Annotated in this window: 18 protein-coding genes; 9 read left to right on the top strand and 9 right to left on the bottom strand. The window is 73.8% G+C overall.

The features are described 5' to 3' along the window. Positions 1-11: 11 nt before the first annotated feature. A complete protein-coding gene (locus ACIGNX_RS15805; protein ID WP_396540488.1) occupies positions 12-332 on the bottom strand; it encodes a hypothetical protein in 321 nt (106 codons plus the stop codon). 275 nt (positions 333-607) lie between these two features. On the opposite strand from ACIGNX_RS15805, the gene ACIGNX_RS15810 reads away from it, so the two are divergent. The 3 genes from ACIGNX_RS15810 to ACIGNX_RS15820 all read left to right on the top strand — a co-directional run bounded on the left by ACIGNX_RS15810 (position 608) and on the right by ACIGNX_RS15820 (position 3,229). Further along, the gene (locus ACIGNX_RS15810; RefSeq protein WP_396541053.1) at positions 608-1,930 is read left to right on the top strand and encodes a helix-turn-helix domain-containing protein; all 1,323 of its coding nucleotides are present in this window, start codon (positions 608-610) and stop codon (positions 1,928-1,930) included. A gap of 19 nt (positions 1,931-1,949) precedes the next feature. Then, positions 1,950-2,840, top strand: coding sequence for an aminoglycoside phosphotransferase family protein (locus ACIGNX_RS15815; RefSeq protein ID WP_396541055.1), 891 nt, complete (start codon positions 1,950-1,952; stop codon positions 2,838-2,840). A gap of 95 nt (positions 2,841-2,935) precedes the next feature. Next, on the top strand, positions 2,936-3,229 hold the full coding sequence (locus ACIGNX_RS15820) for a hypothetical protein (RefSeq protein WP_396540490.1): 294 nt from the start codon (positions 2,936-2,938) through the stop codon (positions 3,227-3,229). A gap of 91 nt (positions 3,230-3,320) precedes the next feature. Here ACIGNX_RS15820 and ACIGNX_RS15825 read toward each other — a convergent pair whose 3' ends face one another. The 5 genes from ACIGNX_RS15825 to ACIGNX_RS15845 form a co-directional block, all read right to left on the bottom strand. Beyond that, complete coding sequence (locus tag ACIGNX_RS15825; protein WP_396540492.1) at positions 3,321-4,343, bottom strand: copper resistance D family protein; 1,023 nt, start codon at positions 4,341-4,343, stop codon at positions 3,321-3,323. Next, entirely contained in the window at positions 4,340-4,885 is a 546-nt protein-coding gene (locus ACIGNX_RS15830; RefSeq protein ID WP_396540494.1) for a copper resistance protein CopC, read from the bottom strand. Before ACIGNX_RS15830 ends, ACIGNX_RS15825 begins: the two co-directional genes overlap by 4 nt. Further along, positions 4,882-5,637 (bottom strand): YcnI family protein, encoded by a 756-nt coding sequence (locus ACIGNX_RS15835; RefSeq protein ID WP_396540496.1) that lies wholly within the window; start codon positions 5,635-5,637, stop codon positions 4,882-4,884. Before ACIGNX_RS15835 ends, ACIGNX_RS15830 begins: the two co-directional genes overlap by 4 nt. A gap of 46 nt (positions 5,638-5,683) precedes the next feature. Then, a complete protein-coding gene (locus ACIGNX_RS15840) occupies positions 5,684-6,205 on the bottom strand; it encodes a hypothetical protein (RefSeq protein ID WP_396540498.1) in 522 nt (173 codons plus the stop codon). A gap of 114 nt (positions 6,206-6,319) precedes the next feature. Further along, on the bottom strand, positions 6,320-6,751 hold the full coding sequence (locus ACIGNX_RS15845; protein WP_396540500.1) for a DUF6474 family protein: 432 nt from the start codon (positions 6,749-6,751) through the stop codon (positions 6,320-6,322). 106 nt (positions 6,752-6,857) lie between these two features. On the opposite strand from ACIGNX_RS15845, the gene ACIGNX_RS15850 reads away from it, so the two are divergent. Further along, positions 6,858-8,492 carry a TM0106 family RecB-like putative nuclease gene (locus tag ACIGNX_RS15850; RefSeq protein ID WP_396540502.1) on the top strand — a complete coding sequence of 545 codons (1,635 nt, stop codon included), beginning with the start codon at positions 6,858-6,860 and terminating at the stop codon, positions 8,490-8,492. On the opposite strand, the gene ACIGNX_RS15855 is transcribed toward ACIGNX_RS15850, so the two are convergent. Next, positions 8,489-9,241 carry an SDR family NAD(P)-dependent oxidoreductase gene (locus ACIGNX_RS15855; RefSeq protein ID WP_396540504.1) on the bottom strand — a complete coding sequence of 251 codons (753 nt, stop codon included), beginning with the start codon at positions 9,239-9,241 and terminating at the stop codon, positions 8,489-8,491. The genes ACIGNX_RS15850 and ACIGNX_RS15855 overlap by 4 nt on opposite strands. 281 nt (positions 9,242-9,522) lie before the next feature. On the opposite strand from ACIGNX_RS15855, the gene ACIGNX_RS15860 reads away from it, so the two are divergent. Both ACIGNX_RS15860 and ACIGNX_RS15865 read left to right on the top strand, forming a co-directional pair. Further along, positions 9,523-10,818 (top strand): UDP-glucose dehydrogenase family protein, encoded by a 1,296-nt coding sequence (locus ACIGNX_RS15860; protein ID WP_396540506.1) that lies wholly within the window; start codon positions 9,523-9,525, stop codon positions 10,816-10,818. A gap of 64 nt (positions 10,819-10,882) precedes the next feature. Next, positions 10,883-12,679: a gamma-glutamyltransferase family protein gene (locus tag ACIGNX_RS15865; protein WP_396540508.1), complete on the top strand. Its 1,797-nt coding sequence runs from the start codon at positions 10,883-10,885 to the stop codon at positions 12,677-12,679. A 98-nt stretch (positions 12,680-12,777) separates the two neighbouring features. Here ACIGNX_RS15865 and ACIGNX_RS15870 read toward each other — a convergent pair whose 3' ends face one another. Then, entirely contained in the window at positions 12,778-13,035 is a 258-nt protein-coding gene (locus tag ACIGNX_RS15870; protein WP_396540510.1) for a hypothetical protein, read from the bottom strand. A 187-nt stretch (positions 13,036-13,222) separates the two neighbouring features. Between ACIGNX_RS15870 and ACIGNX_RS15875 the strand changes: the two genes are divergently transcribed. Further along, positions 13,223-14,125, top strand: a complete 903-nt coding sequence (locus ACIGNX_RS15875; protein ID WP_396540512.1) for a sensor histidine kinase — start codon at positions 13,223-13,225, stop codon at positions 14,123-14,125. Further along, entirely contained in the window at positions 14,022-14,681 is a 660-nt protein-coding gene (locus ACIGNX_RS15880; protein ID WP_396541057.1) for a response regulator, read from the top strand. The genes ACIGNX_RS15875 and ACIGNX_RS15880 overlap by 104 nt, the downstream gene beginning before the upstream one ends. A gap of 142 nt (positions 14,682-14,823) precedes the next feature. Here the strand turns inward: ACIGNX_RS15880 and ACIGNX_RS15885 are convergent, their stop codons facing one another. Continuing rightward, positions 14,824-15,198 carry a hypothetical protein gene (locus ACIGNX_RS15885; protein ID WP_396540514.1) on the bottom strand — a complete coding sequence of 125 codons (375 nt, stop codon included), beginning with the start codon at positions 15,196-15,198 and terminating at the stop codon, positions 14,824-14,826. Positions 15,199-15,559: 361 nt separating this feature from the next. On the opposite strand from ACIGNX_RS15885, the gene ACIGNX_RS15890 reads away from it, so the two are divergent. After that, on the top strand, positions 15,560-16,846 hold the full coding sequence (locus tag ACIGNX_RS15890; protein ID WP_396540516.1) for a hypothetical protein: 1,287 nt from the start codon (positions 15,560-15,562) through the stop codon (positions 16,844-16,846).

A 16,846-nucleotide genomic window follows, 5' to 3' on the forward strand; every position in this document is an offset into this window, starting at 1 on the left:
AAACGTCACCGTCACCTTTCCGCCTGCTCGGCGGCTTCACGGAGCGCGGCCCTGAGTTGCCCGAGCTGGTCGGCCGAGAGGACCGCCGTCTCACCGGGCGGGCCGACCAGGACCACGCGGCCCCGGTCGACCACCACGGTGAGGCAGCGCTCCCGGTCGACCACGTCGCTGCAGCGGATGCGCCACCAGCGACGGTGCCCGGTCGTGCCGCGCCACCCGGGGTCGAGGTCGGTCGACTCCCGGACGGCCAGGGGTGCGGGAGGGGCGGCCGCGGCGCCGACGGGCGCGGCCGACCCACCAGGGGTGGTCACCGCCCGCTCGATCAGCTCCACGACCGTGTCCTCTCCGTGCTCGCTCGCTTACCGGAACCCAGATTGCGATGATTCACGCCGGATCGGGACGTCACAGCGCTGGCCGGTGGCCGTTCCACGGTAAGCGGTCAGCGGAGTTCGGCAGGGCCGATCAGCCTCGCCGATCGGTACTTCTCGCAGTCGGGGGAGTGCCCCTACTCTGCCGTTGACGCCCAAAGGACTGTGAGGGGGCGCAATTGAACACCATCGGTTCGCCGAGCTCTCCTGTTACACCAGACGTCTGGGACCAGCAGGAGATGCGCGACGCGCTGGCGAAGCGGGAGATCAGCGCGGTCTACCGGTTGCTGCGACGCCACGGCGTCTCGCAACGCCAGATCGCCGCGCTGACGGGCCAGTCGCAGTCCGAAGTCTCGGAGATCCTCAAGGGACGCCAGGTCATGGCCTACGACGTCCTGGCCCGGATCGCCCAGGGCTTGGGTGTCCCGAGGGGATACATGGGCCTCGCCTACGACGAGGCCACGGCAGTGAGGGTGGCCGCCACGGCGGAGTCACCCCATTCTGAGGAGGACGAGTCGGTGAAGCGAAGGAAGTTCCTCGCGCACGCCGCCGCCATCACCGTCGGCGCGGCCGTGTTCGGTACGGACTCCGGGTCTTGGGCTTCATCGCCCGCGCAGACTCCGGCCCCCGGCCGGATCGGCATGACCGACGTCCGCCAGGTCGAGGCCGCGACCAGGGCGTTGCGCACGCTCGACTACCAGTACGGCGGCGGCTCGTGCCGCGACGCCGTGGTGGCCCAGCTGTCGTGGGGCCAGCAGATGCTCGGCGCCAACGCGACCGACCTGGTCAAGGAGCGCCTCTACGTGGCGCTCGCCGACCTGCACAACCTGGCCGGCTGGACCTCGTTCGACACCGGCCTGTACGACTCGGCCCGCAACCACTTCGGCCAGGCGCTCGGCCTGGCCAAGCAGGGCCGCAAGGAAGAGCTGGTGGCCAACATCCTGTACCGGATGGGCCGCGTCTACCTGCACCAGAACGCCCCGGACGACGCGTTGAAGGTGTTCCAGCTCGGCCAGCTGGCCGCGCAGAACTCCGGCTCGGAGCTGGCCGTCGGCATCCTGTGCGCCAACGAGGCGTGGGCCTACGCGAAGATGGGCTCCGACGACCAGGCGCTCAAGCTGCTCGGCCGCGCCCGCGACGAGTTCGCCCGCGCCAACATCGGCGAGGCGCCCGCCTGGGCCAAGTTCTTCGACGCCAACGACCTGTCGGCGATGATCGGGACGGTCCACACGGAACTGGCGCAGACGGTGGACGCGAAGTACACGCGCACCGCGGTGCCCGCGCTGACCAAGGCCATCGGCGGCTACGGCGACGACATGACCCGCAGCCGGTCGTTCAACCTGACGTCGCTGTCGATCAACCACCTGCTCGACGGCGACATCGACCACGGCGCGCGGCTGGGCAGGCAGGCGATCGAGCTGTCGGAGGGCCTGAAGTCGGTCCGCACCAAGGACCGGATGAAGCCGCTGCAGCACGAGGCCGAGAAGCGCCGCAACAACCCCGATGCCCGTGAGCTCGCCGAACGCCTGGCGAAGTTCACCGGCAACGACAGCGCCGCCTGAACCGCGGGGAGTCGGGACCCTGGACGGCAGGTTCACCTCCGCCGCGCTGACGGCCGTTCTCGAGCGGCTGTGCGCCGAGCTGGGGTTCGCGCACCGCGGCGCGCGGCTCGTGAAGTTCACCAGCAACGCCGTGTTTGACCTGCCCGGCGACCGCGTGGTGGTGCGGATCGTCGGGTCGACCAAGCTGCGGCACCGGGCGCGCAAGGTGGTCGACGTCGCGCGGTGGCTCGCCTCGCACGACGTGCCCGCCGTGCGCCTGGTCGAGGACGTGCCGCAGCCGGTGCGGGTGGGCGAGCACCTGGCCACCGTGTGGCACGCCGTGCCCTCCGGCGGCAGGCCCGTCGACGGCCGCGACCTGGGCCGGCTGCTGCGCCGGGTGCACGCGCTGCCGCTGCCGGGGTTCGAGCTGCCGCGCTGGGCGCCGCTGGACGACGTGCGCCGGCGCATCGCGGACGCCGAGGAGCTGTCCGCGCCGGACCGCCGGTTCCTGGAGCGGCGCTGCGCCGAGGCCGCCGACCGCCTGGCCGGGCTGCGGACCGTGCTGCCGCAGGGCGTGGTGCACGGCGACGCGCACCTGGGCAACCTGATCCCGAGCCCCGACGGGCCGGTGATCTGCGACTTCGACTCCACCAGCGTCGGGCCGCGCGAGTGGGACCTGAGCACGCTGCCGGTCGGCGTGGCCCGGTTCGGCCACCCCGCCGAGTGGTACCGGCAGCTCGCCGACGAGTACGGCTTCGACGTCACGGGGTGGGCCGGGTTCCCGGTGCTGCGCGAGGTCAGGGAGCTGAAGCTGACCACGAGCGTGCTGCCGATCATGCGCAGCCACCCCGGCGTGCGCGACGAGCTGCACAGCCGGCTCAAGGCGTTGCGCGCGGGCGACACCACGACCCCGTGGACCCCTTACCGCTGAAACGACCCCCGTGGGGGAACGAACCGGTAACACCCGGCACGCGCCGCGCGACTGAGGCATCGACGGGGACGCACGACGGGGTCGGCGAGGTGCGCGTGGTCGGGAATCTGCCGGTGGTGCGGCGGCGGAGGGTCAAGCAGGCCCTCGACGCCGCGCGCATGCTGGACGAGGTCGTGGACACCCAGTTGCCGTTCCTGGCGACCTTCGACGAGCACCGCCGCCGCCGTTCGGCCGACTACCTGGCCGAGCTGGTGAAGCTCGCGGACGACTACCGGTGCTTCGCCAACGGCTGGATCGACGCCGGGGAGCTGGAACGCCGCGGTCGCGACGCGGTGGCGGCGATGGACCGGCTGCGGGACGACCCTTCCTCCCGGCTGGTCGCCGACTAGGGCGTTCGGCGCAGTTCGCCGCACCGGACGGACCACTCGCCGACTGCGGTCGCCGGGTGGTGGGCCCCGAGTGGGAAACCGCCGGGAGGGCTCAGGCGACCGGCGCGCGGGACAGCACGACGGCCAGGCCGAAGGCGACGCCCATGACGGCCAGCTCCGCCGCGGCCCACCCGACGATCGCGGTCGGCTTGTGCTGGGCGATGTGCGGCAGGAACCGCCAGCGGATGTTCGCGCCCAGCAGCGCCAGCAGCGCCGCGCACCCGACCTTCCCGAGCAGCACCAGCCCGTAGGAGGTGGTGAAGAGGGAGCCGGGCAGCGTGACGACGGGGTTGAGCGCGAGTTCGAGCAACCCGTTGAACAGCCCGGTCACCGACACCAGCGCCAGCGCCAGCGTGGCCAGCTTGGAGAACTTCGGCAGCGCCTCGGCCAGCAGCCCGCGCCGGTGCGCGACCAGCGCGACGAGCACCGCCAGCCCGCCGGTCCACGCCGCCGCGCCGAGCACGTGCAGCTCCATCGAGATCATCGAGTAGTCGTGGTACTTCCAGTTCGACGCGTGCCCGGTCACCGGCAGCGGCAGCAGGCCGAACATGGCGATCAGGATGCGCAGCTCCGCGGGCACCGACTCGCCGCGCCGCACGGCCATGACGCCGATCCACAGGTACACCAGCGCGCAGACCGCGCTGAACAGCAGGCCCTTGCCCGCGCCGACGCGCTGCACGTAGTCCACGACCATCGGCATGGTCAGCTCGGCGTCGGGCCGGGTCTCGTAGGCCCGGATCACGATCGACAGCAGCGCGGTGAACGCCCACACCGCCGCGCCGACCACGGCCGCCGGCCGGGCGACCCGCATCACCGGCTCGGTGATCGCGGGCCGGCTGAACCCGAGCAGCTTCGGCAGCAGCGACAGGCCGACCACGACCGTCGCGGCCAGGTCGAGCAGCGTGCGCACCAGCGGGTGCGCGAACCGGACCACCACCCCGGGCTCGGCCACGCCCACCGGTTCCGGTGTCGTGGACAGCCCCAGGCCCAGGAACACGCCGACGGCACCGCCTGCCAGCAGGCCGCCGACGACCCAGTACCTGGTCCCGGTGGTGGTGGTCCGGTCCACTGTCATCGCCCGCTGCTCTCCCCGCCGCCGACGCGCAGGGCGAGGAACGCGCCACCGCCCAGCAGGACGGCCGCGCCGACGATCCACACCCAGATGGGCACGCCGCCGGACGACGTGCCCTCCTGGTCCTGCTCGGCGGCCGCCGCGGGCGCGGGCGTGCCGTCACCGGCCTTCGTGAGGGTGAACCTGAGCGAGCCGGTCACCGGGTGGCCGTCCGCGGAGAGGACCCGGTAGCCGACGACGTACTCGGCGGCCGGGCCCAGCGGGCGGACCGGGAAGGTGACGCTGCTGTTCCTGACCGTCGGCTCGCCGTCCGCCTCCCAGCGCGTGCCCTCGGGCCCGGTGACGGTGACCGTGTTGAACTTCTCGCCCGCCTGCACGGGCTGGTCGAAGGTCAGCGTGATCGCCGCCGGTCCCGCGTCCAGCCTCGCCCCGTCCTTCGGGTCGCTGCCGACCAGCACGTTGTGGGCGAGCGCCGGCGCGGCCGTGCCGAGCGCGACCGCGCCCGCGACCAGGCCGGTCAGCAGCAGCGAGACGACGCGCCTCATGCCGTCGGCTTGCCCGCGCGGCGGGACCGCAGCACGGCTCCCGCGCCGAACCCGAGGCCGAGCGCGCCGACCACCAGGCCGATGCCGCCCAGCCAGCGGGCGGTCTCGTCGGTCGTGCCGGCCGCCGCCGCGCCGTGGTCGTCGTCGGCGGTCGCCGTCGCGGTGGCCGCGCCGTGCGCGTCACCGGCCTTGGCGACCAGGTTCAGCACCGGCGCGGGGCGCTCCGGCTCCTCGGCGCCCTCGGCGGGCGGCGGGGCGTTCCACTCCACGACCTCGCCGCTGTCGTAGGTCTGCCTGGTGGGCAGGACGAGCTTGTCGGTGTTGTCCGGCAGCGGCCCGACCGACAGGTCGAACTCGTTGAACTGGTTGGGCTCGATCCGGGTGCCCGGGTCGGCGGTCCACGTGACGGTCCGGACCGCCTCGGTGACCTCGCGGCCGTGGCTCTTGACCGGGGTGGCGAGCTTCTCCTTGACCGCCTCGACCTTCCAGCCCGGCGTCGGCTTGGTGCCGACCGACGCCAGCGGGTACTCGGCGGGCAGGGTCACCTCCACCTTGACCGTGCCCGCGTCGGGGCGTTCGTTGGGCACGCGGAACGTGACCTTGGTGTAGCCGCCTTGGACGGCGTCCTTCGGCGTGGACGCGGTGACGTGCGCGGACGCGAGGCCCGCGGTGGTCAGCGCGAGGAAAGCGGCGGTGGCGAGCACGGCGCCACCCTTGGCGAGCGTGCGCACGCCGAACTGGTTCGTCGACATGAAGTCGTGGCTCCTGGGCCTGAGGTGTGTTCGGGGACTCGGGTGATCAGGAGCCGGGCGGGCCGCGGCGGCCGTGCACGCGCCGCAGCAGCACGTCGACCAGCGCGTTCGTCGTGGTGGAGGGGGTGGGCGACCACAGCGCCACCGCGGGCGCGGGCGGCGTGAGCGGCGGCAGCAGCCGGATGACGGCGTCCGCGAGCGCGTGCAGCGCGGCGTCGGCGCGGGCCAGCAGCAGGCCGGTGAGCAGGGCCGCGACCGCGTGCGCGGCGGTCATGGCCGTCGGGCCGAACCCGAGGCCGCGACCGTCGGCGGCGTGGTGGCCGAGGGAGAGCAGCGCGTGCTGCCCGACCTGCGCGACCCCCAGCGTGGCCAGGATCGCCCACGGCCGGCGACCGCGTTCGGCGAGCGCCGTGCCCGCGAACGCGACGAGCACCACCAGCGGCAGCGCGGGCGCGAACTCGGTCACCGCGCCGCCCGCCGCGCCGTGCGCGGTGACGCTGAGCGCCGAGGACGTGACGGCCAGCAGCACGGCCCGCGCGAGGCGGGTCGGGGCGGGCCGGCTGGTCACGCCCCAGAGCCTAGGAGGTCGCACCGCCCCGGCGTGAGCCCCCACCGCACGGACGCGGTAGCGGCTGCTCCGAACGGGCGTGCCGGTTGGCCGGGTCGTCGCACCCGGCCGCGCTCAGACGCCGAGCCGCTTGAGCAGGTCGGCTTCCATCGCGTCCAGGTCGGTCGACACCGCGCGGTGCGCCGCCTTGCGCCGCGACGCGGGCATCCGCTCCGCCGCCCGCACCGCGGCCAGCAGCTGCGCCAGCCGCTTCTCGGTGTCCCGCACGTAGGTCGGCTCGGCGTCGCCGAGCTGCGCGAGCGCGTCGGCGAACCCGGCGATCCGGGCGTGCAGCCGCGCGCCCCGGCCCGAGTACCGCGTCAGCTGGTCGACCGGCACGCCGAGCCGCGACGCCCGGAAGCGGTCGTAGCGGTCGCCCAGCAGCGCGGCGGCGCGAGCCGCCACCGGCGCCACCACCGGGATCAACGCCGGCGCCAGCACCTTGGCCACGCCCACGAGGTTCTTCGCCCTGCCCGGGGTGAACCCCTTGCCCTTCTCACGCGCCATGGCCGCACCTCCTCACGGCAAACCCTAAGGCCGTTCCGGAAAAAGATCGACTCGACTCCGCGAGGTTGCCGGCACGGCGACACGCCCGGCGTCCTACGCTGCACCGGTGACTTCCCAGGTGCAGCTCGACGCCGGTGTGGTCACTCGTTGCCGGCGGCGGGTGCACCTCGAACACGATCCGACCATGCGCGAGGCGCCCACGCTGCCGCCCGACCCGACCGGCCGGCAGCGCAAGGCCGACGCCGAGGAGCACCGCCGCGCGGTCGCCGCGGCGCTGGGCCGGGCCGTCGGGTCCGAGCTGCTGGAGGTCCCGCAGGACGTGCCGTCGGCCGACCGGGAGCGCGTGACCGCCGCCGCCATGGGCGCGGGCGTGCCCTTCATCTGGGGCGCGGCGCTGCCGCGCGACCCGCTGGGCGGCCGGCGCGGTGGCATCGACCTGCTGGTCCGCGACGCGACCGGGTACGTGCCGGTGCTCGTGGTCCGGCACAAGGTCAGCGACCCGGGCCAGGGTGCGCGCACGTCACCGCTGTCGCACCCGCTGCCCGGCGGCGCGCGCGTCGACCCGCTGCGCAAGGCCCGGCCCCAGCCGCGCGACCAGCTCCGGCTCGCCCACGCGCAGCGCCAGCTCCAGGCCTCCGGGTTCGCCGCCCGCGGCCGGGCGACCGGCGGGGTGATCGGCATGGACGCCGACGTCGTGGTCTGGCACGACCTGGAAGCACCGACGTGGCCGGCGGGCCGCACCGCCCTGGCCGAGTACGACGCCCGCTTCGCCGACCGGCTGGCCGTGGCGTCGGCCGCCGCCACCGGCGCCGAGCCGCTGGCCCGCCCGTCCCGGATCGTGGAGTGCCGCAGCTGCCCGTGGTGGCCGGTGTGCGAGGCCGACCTCAAGGCCGGGCGGGACGTCAGCCTCGTCGTGCGCGGCGAGGACGCCGCGGCGCTGCGCAAGGTCGGCGTGACCACGGTGGACGAGCTGGCCGCCCTCGACCCGGCCGAGCAGGCCGTCCCGCTGGTCGGGATGCTGCACTCCGACGCGGTCGTCCTGGCCCGCGCGTGGCTGCGCGACCTCACCGTGGTCCGCCGGGTGTCCCGGATGGACGTGCCGCGCGCCGACGTCGAGGTCGACGTGGACATGGAGAGCTTCGGCGACCTGGGCGCGTACATGTGGGGCTGCTGGCTGTCGGGGCAGGACGTCGGCGAGGAGCCCGGCTACCGGGCGTTCGCCACCTGGGACCCGCTGCCGTGCGCCGACGAGGCCCGCTCGTTCGCCGAGTTCTGGGGCTGGCTGACGGGCGTCCGCCTGCGCGCCCGCGCGCGGGGGCTGTCGTTCAAGGCGTACTGCTACAACGAGCTGGCGGAGAACCGCTGGCTGCTCGGTTCGGCCGAGCGGTTCAAGGGGCAGCCGGGCATCCCGACGACGGCCCAGGTGCGCGAGTTCATCACGTCCGACTCGTGGGTCGACCTGTTCGGCATCGTGCAGGAGCAGTTCCTGTGCGCCCACGGCAAGGGCCTGAAGACGATCGCCCCGGTCGCGGGCTTCCGCTGGCGCGACCCCGAGGCGGGCGGCGAGAACTCGATGCGCTGGTACCGCGACGCGGTCGGCCTGGACGGCCGCGCGCCGGACCCGGCCCAGCGCCGCCGGCTGCTGGAGTACAACGAGGACGACGTCCGCGCCACCCACGCCCTGCGGGTGTGGATGACGTCGGACGCCATGGACGACCTGCCGTTCGCGGGCGACCTCTAGCGCGGGGCCATCCGCAGCGCGCCGTCCATGCGGATGACCTCGCCGTTCAGGTAGTCGTGCTCGACGATCGAGACGGCCAGCCGCGCGTACTCCTCCGGCAGCGCCAGCCGCTTCGGGAACGGCACGCCGGCCGCCAGGCCCGCCCGGAACTCCTCGGACACGGTCGCGAGCATCGGCGTGTCCACGATGCCCGGCGCGATCGTCATCACCCGCACGCCCACCGACGACAGGTCGCGCGCCGCCGGCAGCGTCATCCCGACCACGGCCGCCTTCGACGCCGCGTAGGCCACCTGCCCGACCTGCCCGTCGAACGCCGCGATGGACGCCGTGTTGACCACCACGCCCCGCTGCCCGTGCTCCAGCGGCTCGGTGGCGCCCATCGCCGCCGCCGCGAGCCGCAGCACGTTGAACGTGCCGACCAGGTTGACGTCGATGACCTTGCGGTACAGGTCCAGCGGGTGGGGGCCGGACTTGCCGACCGTGCGCGCCGAGGGGCCGATGCCCGCGCAGTTCACCACGACCCGCAGCGGCGAGCCGGAACCGGCGGCCGCGTCGACGGCGGCCCGGACGTCCTCCTCCGAGGTGACGTCGGCCGCCAGGTACGTGACGCCCGCGACCTCCGGGGCGTCGTCGGTGGCGAGGTCGAGCGCGAACACGGCCGCACCCCGTGCCGCCAGCGCCCGCGCCGTCGCGAGGCCCAGACCGGACGCGCCGCCGGTGACGATCGCCGCGGTACCCGAGATCTCCATACATCCTCCTGTCCTGGGACCAGGAGGTTAACGGTCGTTCAGCCCCCGGTGCTCGGAGAGGTGGAGCAATGCGACCAACGGCACGGCCGCCAGCACCGCCAGGCCCGCGAAGAGCAGGGAGAAGAGGACGAGTTCCATGGCTACGACCATGCCCCCGCGCGCCCGGCGCCCGCGTCGGCCGCGAGGGGTGTTTCGCCGTACACCCAGGGGACTACCGACCTCACTCTCCGCATACGCCTGGTGTTTGACCCGCGGCCAACTCCGGGTGTCACCGTCACCCCATGTTCGTCCGACGGATCGCGGTCGTGGGAACGGGTTACGTGGGCCTGACGACGGGGGCGTGCCTGGCCTCCCTCGGTCATCGGGTCGTGTGCGCCGACGTGGACGCGCTGAAGGTGGCGCGGCTGCGCGCCGGGCAGGTCGACATCCTGGAACCGGGTCTCGCCGACCTGGTCGTGGAGGGCCGGTCCGCGGGGCGGCTGGGCTTCGTGGAGGGCGCGCGGCACGCCGTGTCCGACGCCGAGGTGGTCTTCCTGTGCCTGCCGACGCCGATGGGGGCCGGCGGGGCGGCCGACCTGGGCGCGGTCGAGGCGGTGGCCCGGGAGATCCGCGACGTCCTGCCCTACGGCGCGGTCGTGGTGTGCAAGTCCACCGTGCCGGTCGGGACGTCGACCAGGGTCGCGGCCCTGCTCGGGCGGGAGGACGTCGCCGTCGTCTCCAACCCCGAGTTCCTGCGCGAGGGCAGCGCCGTGCGCGACTTCCTGCACCCGGACCGGATCGTGGTCGGCTCGGACTCGCCGCAGGCCGCCGAGCGGGTCGGCGCGCTGTTCACCAGGCTCGGCGCGCCCACCGTGCTGATGGACGCGGCCAGCGCCGAGATGGTCAAGTACGCGGCCAACTGCTTCCTGGCGATGAAGCTGTCCTACGTCAACGCGGTCGCCGAGCTGTGCGAGCTGGTCGGCGCCGACGTCACCTCCGTCACCGAGGGCATGGGCTACGACAAGCGCATCGGCCAGTCGTTCCTCAAGCCCGGACCGGGCTGGGGCGGGTCGTGCCTGCCGAAGGACACGCACGCCATGGTCCGCATCGCCGACGCCGTCGGCGTCGACTTCTCCCTGGTCAAGGCCACCATCGACACCAACGCGCGGCAGCAGCGGCGGGTGGTGGGCAAGCTGCGTCGCGCCGTCGGGTCGCTGGCCGGCGCCCGCATCGGCGTGCTGGGCCTGGCGTTCAAGGCGGGCACCAACGACCTGCGCGACTCGCCGGCGCTGGCGGTGGCGGAGCTGCTGGCGTTCGAGGGCGCGGAGCTGGTGGCCTACGACCCGGAGATCCGCGGGCCGCTGGTGGGCATGGCGGTGGTCGAGTCGCCGTACGAGGCGGTGCGGGACGCGGACGCGGTCGTGCTGCTGACCGAGTGGCCGGAGTTCCGCGCGCTGGACTGGGCGCTGGTCGCGTCGGTGATGTCCGGGTCGACCGTGCTGGACACGCGCAACCACCTCGACGCCGACGCGCTGGCCCGGGCGGGCCTGGAGCTGCACGGGCTGGGGCGCGAGGTGGGCCGGGCCCCGGTTCAGTAGATCTTCAGCACCCATCTCGTTAGCGGGGGTAACAGATCGCCGCGGGCCGACGTAGGTTGTCGGGATGTTCACCACGCGTCCTGAACTGGTCGGCACGCACGGGATGGTCGCCTCCACGCACTGGCTCGCGTCCGGCGCGGGCATGGCGGTGCTGGAGAGCGGTGGCAACGCCTTCGACGCGGCGGTCGCGGTCGGCTTCGTGCTGCAGGTGGTGGAACCGCACCTCAACGGGCCCGGCGGCGAGGTGCCGGTGGTGTTCGCCGCCGCCGGCGAGCCCGCGCCGCGCGTGCTGTGCGGCCAGGGCGTGGCGCCCGCCGGCGCGACGATCGGCCACTACCGGGACCTCGGGCTGGACCTCGTGCCGGGCAGCGGGCTGCTCGCGGCCACCGTGCCCGGCGCGTGGGACGGTTGGTTGACGCTGCTGCGCGACTACGGCACCAAGTCGCTGCGCGAGGTGCTGGGGTACGCCGTCGGCTACGCCCGCGACGGTTTCCCGCTGCTGGAGCGGGCGGCGTTCACGATCTCGACGGTGGCCGACCTGTTCCGCGAGCACTGGACGTCGTCGGCGGCGCTGTGGCTGCCCGGCGGCGAGCCGCCGCGGCCGGGCGCGCGGTTCCGCAACCCCCGGCTCGCCGACACGTGGGAGTGGCTGATCGCCGCCGCCGAGGCCGCCGGGTCCGACCGGGAGGCGCAGATCGAGGCGGCGCGGCGGGCGTGGTCGCAGGGGTTCGTGGCGGCGCAGGTGGACGAGTTCGCCCGGGTGGCGCACCGCGACGACTCGGGCGCGGACCACGCGGGCGTGCTGACCGGCGCCGACATGGCCGCGTGGGAGGCGACCTACGAGGACGCCGTGTCGGTCGACTTCGGGCCGTGGAGCGTGGTGAAGCCCGGCGCGTGGACCCAGGGCCCCGTGCTGCTGCAGCAGTTGCTGCTGCTGGAGGGCTTCGCCGACCGGCTGTCGTACGAGGGCGGGGCCCCGACCGCGCGGACCGTCCACCTGGCGGTGGAGTGCGCGAAGCTGGCGTTCGCCGACCGCGAGGCCTGGTACGGCGACCACGAGGGCGTGCCGCTCGACGTGCTCCTCTCGCGCGAGTACGCGGACCTGCGCCGGCGGCTCGTCGCGGACGACGCCTCGCTCGACCTGCGGCCCGGATCGGCGGGCCCGACCGGGCCGCGCCTGCCGCGGCACGTCCTGCGCGGTCCGCACGCCGTGGGCCGCGAGGAGACCGGCGGCGCGCTCGGCGAGCCGACGGTGTCCGGCGCGGGCGCGGTCAAGGGCGACACGGTGCACGTCGACGTGGTCGACCGCTGGGGGAACATCGTGTCGGCCACCCCGTCCGGCGGCTGGCTGCAGTCCTCGCCGACCATCCCCTCGCTCGGGTTCGCCCTCGGCAGCCGGGCCCAGATGTTCTGGCTGGAGGAGGGCCTGCCGAACTCGCTGGCGCCCGGCAAGCGCCCCCGGATCACCCTGTCCCCGACCCTGGCCCTGCGCGACGGCCTGCCCGCGCTGGCCTTCGGCACCCCGGGCGGCGACCAGCAGGACCAGTGGCAGCTCGGGTTCTGGCTCGCGCACACGGCGGGCGGGATGAACCTCCAGCAGGCCATCGACTCGCCGATGTGGCACACCAACGCGTTCCCGAGCTCGTTCTACCCGCGCTCGTGGACGCCCGGCGAGGTGGTGGTCGAGTCGCGGGTCGGCGAGGGCGTGCTGGCGGAGCTGCGGGAACGCGGTCACGCCGTGGTCGACGCCGGTCCGTGGACGCTGGGCAGGCTGTCCGCCGTGGCGCGGGACCCGCGCGACGGCCTGCTGCGCGCCGCCGCCAACCCGCGCGGCGCCCAGGGCTACGCCGTCGGCCGCTGAGCCGCCGGTCGGCCGCTGAGCCGCCGGTCGGACGGGGTTGGAGCGGCCCCGGCCCGAGGGGGAGGGGGCCGGGACCGCTCCGGCTGGTGGTGGTCGCGTCAGCGACCGAGGCCGATCCCCAGGGCCAACGGCGCGTCGCCGTCGCCCGGCGGGCGGGTGTCGATCGGGCCCGCCGGGTCCGAGGTGTCGACGCGGACCGCGTCGCCGAGGTTCGCGACCGGGCCGAGCTCGCCGTCGACGGCGGGCCGGACCTGCGCGCCGAGGTCGGCGGCCTGCGCCGTGCCGCCCAGGCCGAGCAGGACGGCGGCTCCGCCGACGGTGACCGCGGCTCCGGCGATGGTCTTCCTGAGGTTCATGGGCGCGAAAGTTCCGCGCACCGGGGCTCCGGTTCAAGCCCGCTCATCCCGCCGGGTGGATTACTTCACCCGGTCGACGCGTCGAGGACACCGGGTGCCGGCGGCGGGTGTACGGCTGCTGACGTACGGCCGGGGGTCGCTCCCGAGCCGACGCCGACCGGGGTCGCGCTCCCGTACCGTCACCGGCATGGCGTGGTTGGCGTGGGTCTGGTTCGCGGCGACGTTCGCGCCGCTGATCTGGCGCAGGCGCTACCCCGTCGCGGTCATCGCCGTCACCGGGGCGTCCACCTGGCTGTACTACGTCACCGGCCACTGGGGCCCGCTGGTCGCCGCGCCCGCCTTCGCCGTGCTCTCCCTGCGCCGGACCCGCCTGCGCGAGCGGCGCGACCGCCAGGTCGAGGAGGAGCGGCTGCGGATCGCGCGGGAGGTGCACGACGTCGTCGCGCACAGCCTCGCCATGATCAACGTGCAGGCGGGGGTCGCCGCGCACGTCGCCGACCGCCGGCCCGAGGAGGCCGTGAAGGCCCTCAGGGCGATCAAGGAGGCGAGCGGCCACGCGCTGGACGACCTGCGGGCGACCCTCGGCGTGCTGCGCACCGGTGGGGGCACGACGCCGGCCCCGGGCCTGGACCGGCTGGCCGAGCTGGTCCGGCCCGTGCCGGTCGCCCGGGTCGTCGGCGAGCCGGGCGCCCTGCCGACCGCGGTCGACGTCGCCGCGTACCGGGTGGTGCAGGAGGCGTTGACCAACGCGCTGCGGTACGCGCCCGACGCGTCCGAGGTCGTGATCTCGTTCGAGCGCACCGAGGACGCGCTGGTCCTCACCGTCGCCGACGACGGAGGGGCGCGGGCCGACCGGCCGGCGCTGGGCGCGGGCTCCGGCATCCGCGGCATGCGGGAGCGGGTCGAGGCGCTCGGCGGCGAGCTGGAGGCGGGCCCGTCGGCCCGGGGCTTCACCGTCAGGGCGGTCCTACCGTGGGAGGTTCGTGGTGATCAGGGTGGTGCTGGCCGACGACCAGGCGCTGGTGCGGGCCGGGTTCCGGCTGCTGCTGGACACCGAGGACGGCTTCGAGGTCGTCGGCGAGGCCGGTGACGGCGAGGAGGCCGTGCGGCGGGCCCACGAGCACCGGCCGGACGTCGTGGTGATGGACATCCGGATGCCCGGCACCGACGGCCTGGCCGCGACCCGGCGGGTGTGCGCCGAGCTGCCGGGGGTGAAGGTGCTGGTCCTGACGACGTTCAACGTGGACGAGTACGTGTTCGAGGCGCTGCGCGCCGGCGCGTCGGGCTTCCTGCTCAAGGACACCGACCCGGTGGAGCTGCTGCACGCCCTCAGGGTGGTGGCCCAGGGTGACGCGCTCCTCGCACCGAGTGTCACCCGGAGGTTGATCGAGGAGTTCGCGAGCCGACCGGAGCACCGCCGTCCCGACCCGGCGGCGCTGCGCGAGCTGACCGCGCGGGAGCGGGAGATCCTGGCGCTCGTGGCCGCCGGCATGTCGAACGAGGAGATCGCCGGGCACCTCGTCATCAGCCCGGCGACATCGCGCACCCACGTCAGCCGCGTGATGACGAAACTGGGCGCGCGGGACCGCGCGCAACTCGTCGTGCTGGCCTACGAATCGGGTTTGGTGTCCCCGCGTCGGGGGTGAATATTCATTGTTGAACGCGCCGCGGGTGCACGTGGACCGAGCCCGCAAGTTCTTCGTAATGTGATAAAAAATTACGCACAGTGACAGAAACGCCAACACCCGCCGCATTCTGTGTGCGGCGGGTGAGGTTAACGGAAGATGTCTAGGCGATAGCGCCGGGCGGCAGGTTCAGCTTGAACGGCAGCGTGGTCACGACCGCGAGGTCCGACGCCGTCCTCTTCATCAGCGTCGGCGCGTTGCGCGTGCCGGGCTCCGGCAGGTCGAGCAACCGGTCCACGGCCTCGACCAGCGGACCCTCGTAGATCCAGACCGCCTGGGCGGTGCGCTGGCTGTCCCGGACGGCCGGCAGCCTGCCCGCGCGGGCCTCGGTCTCCGACCAGAACAGGATCGAGTCGATGAACCCCTTGCGCTGCTTGAACGCCATGATGCGGTCCAGCTGCCCGTCCTCGTCCCGGAGGTGGAGGAACTGGAACCCGCTTTCGCGCAGCTCGATCACCTTGCTGAGTGCGAGATCCATGACGCACCTACCTCTGTTCTGAGGTCCCCTAGCAGGCACAGGTCGTTCGACCCGAAAATGATCGTACGGCAAGCGGACAAGCCGCCATAGGGACTAGACCGGTGGGGCGGTCTCAATACGGGGTCGCACACCGCCGGATTTCGAAGCGGAGCGCAGCACCCGAACGGTTCGCACGAGAAATGCCAACCCCCCAGAGGTGACCAGGATCACAGTGGGCCACATCCGCTTCCTCCGTGACATCGGGTGCCCGTCACCCGGGAGACGTCCGTCATGGCGGGTGGGTTGCACGCGAAGGGTCTTGTCAATCCCACCTTCCTCTGAACACCGACGAGTGACGCGGCCGCCAACTACGCTGTCCGGCGTGAGCGCCGACCCGCCCAAGAGCCTCCCGGCGGTGCCCGAGTCGTTGCTCCCCCGCGAGCACGCCCTCTACCGGCCCCGGCACAGCAGCCGCCAGCGCACCGCGCTGACCCTCGCCGTCGTCTTCTTCTGCGCGCCCGCCCTGCTGCTGCTCGTCGGCGTCCGCCCGGCCGAGTTCGAGAACCGCAAGCTCGCCGAGTTCCCGTCGATCACCTCGGGCTGGGGCTTCTTCACGGGCCTCAACGCCTGGGCGAACGACCACATCCCGCTGCGCGACCAGGCCGTGGCCGCCGCGAGCGGCATCAGCCGGGGCGTGTTCGGCGAGGCGCCGCCCGTCGCGACCCAGCACCAGGAGCCGAACGGCCCGATCCCCGTGCCGCCGAAGGACCCGTCGCTGGACCGGCCCGACCCGACCGCGTACGTCCGCGCCATCGAGGGCAAGGACGGCTGGCTCTACCTCGGCGAGGACGTCGAGCGCGCGTGCGAGCCGAAGCTGCCGGTGGCCGAGGTGTTCGACCGGCTCCGCGCGCTGCGCGCCGCGGTCGAGTCGTCCGGGCGCAAGCTGGTCCTCGTCGTCGCGCCGGACAAGGTGACGACCGTGCCGGAGTTCCTGCCCGCCAAGTACTTCGGCGCGGAGTGCGCCGCGAGGACCCGCGAGGAGTTCTGGCGCGGGCTGGTGCGCGAGACCGGCGCGATCGACCTGCGGGGCGTGCTGCGCAACGCCGCCGCCGAGCGCAAGGAGCCCGTCTACCAGAAGCTCGACTCGCACTGGACGACCGAGGGCGGCCTGGTGATGGTCCGCGCCATCGCCGAGCGCGTCCAGCAGGGCGTGACCCGCACGTGGGACTTCCGCCCGGCGGGCTCCTCGGAGACCAAGGCCGGCCTGCCGCCGCTGCTCGGCCAGTCCGCGACCATGACGATCAACCACTACGAGCTGGCACCGGACGGCAAGGTCGTGCGGGAGAAGAAGCTCGCCGAGCCGTTCCCCGAGCCGCGGCACTCCACCCAGGCGCCCGGCACCGGCGTGGTGAAGCCCAAGGCGCTGGTGATCGGCGACTCGTTCGCCACCCCGATGGCCGCCTACCTGTCCGCGGGGTTCGCCGACCTCACCTTCCAGCACCTCAACACCATCGCCACCGACCCGGGGGGCACCGCCGCGCGGATGGCCGACGCGAGCGCGGTGGTGATCGAGGTGGTGGAGCGCAACATGCTCTCCGGCAACAGCGCGGTGCTGTCCACCCAGAACATCGAACTGATCCGAGCCGAGCTCGCCAAGCGACCCCGCTGA

It is taken from the genome of Actinosynnema sp. NPDC053489 (genome assembly GCF_044544865.1).
In the GTDB taxonomy this organism is placed as follows: Bacteria; Actinomycetota; Actinomycetes; order Mycobacteriales; family Pseudonocardiaceae; genus Actinosynnema.

Bases quoted from the DNA above. Each gene is read 5' to 3' on its own strand.
- ACIGNX_RS15810 (WP_396541053.1), top strand. From the start codon at position 608: ATGCGCGACGCGCTGGCGAAGCGGGAGATCAGCGCGGTCTACCGGTTG.
- ACIGNX_RS15825 (WP_396540492.1), bottom strand. From the start codon at position 4,343: ATGACAGTGGACCGGACCACCACCACCGGGACCAGGTACTGGGTCGTC.
- ACIGNX_RS15830 (WP_396540494.1), bottom strand. From the start codon at position 4,885: ATGAGGCGCGTCGTCTCGCTGCTGCTGACCGGCCTGGTCGCGGGCGCG.
- ACIGNX_RS15835 (WP_396540496.1), bottom strand. From the start codon at position 5,637: ATGTCGACGAACCAGTTCGGCGTGCGCACGCTCGCCAAGGGTGGCGCC.
- ACIGNX_RS15845 (WP_396540500.1), bottom strand. From the start codon at position 6,751: ATGGCGCGTGAGAAGGGCAAGGGGTTCACCCCGGGCAGGGCGAAGAAC.
- ACIGNX_RS15855 (WP_396540504.1), bottom strand. From the start codon at position 9,241: ATGGAGATCTCGGGTACCGCGGCGATCGTCACCGGCGGCGCGTCCGGT.
- ACIGNX_RS15860 (WP_396540506.1), top strand. From the start codon at position 9,523: ATGTTCGTCCGACGGATCGCGGTCGTGGGAACGGGTTACGTGGGCCTG.
- ACIGNX_RS15865 (WP_396540508.1), top strand. From the start codon at position 10,883: ATGTTCACCACGCGTCCTGAACTGGTCGGCACGCACGGGATGGTCGCC.
- ACIGNX_RS15870 (WP_396540510.1), bottom strand. From the start codon at position 13,035: ATGAACCTCAGGAAGACCATCGCCGGAGCCGCGGTCACCGTCGGCGGA.
- ACIGNX_RS15875 (WP_396540512.1), top strand. From the start codon at position 13,223: ATGGCGTGGTTGGCGTGGGTCTGGTTCGCGGCGACGTTCGCGCCGCTG.
- ACIGNX_RS15885 (WP_396540514.1), bottom strand. From the start codon at position 15,198: ATGGATCTCGCACTCAGCAAGGTGATCGAGCTGCGCGAAAGCGGGTTC.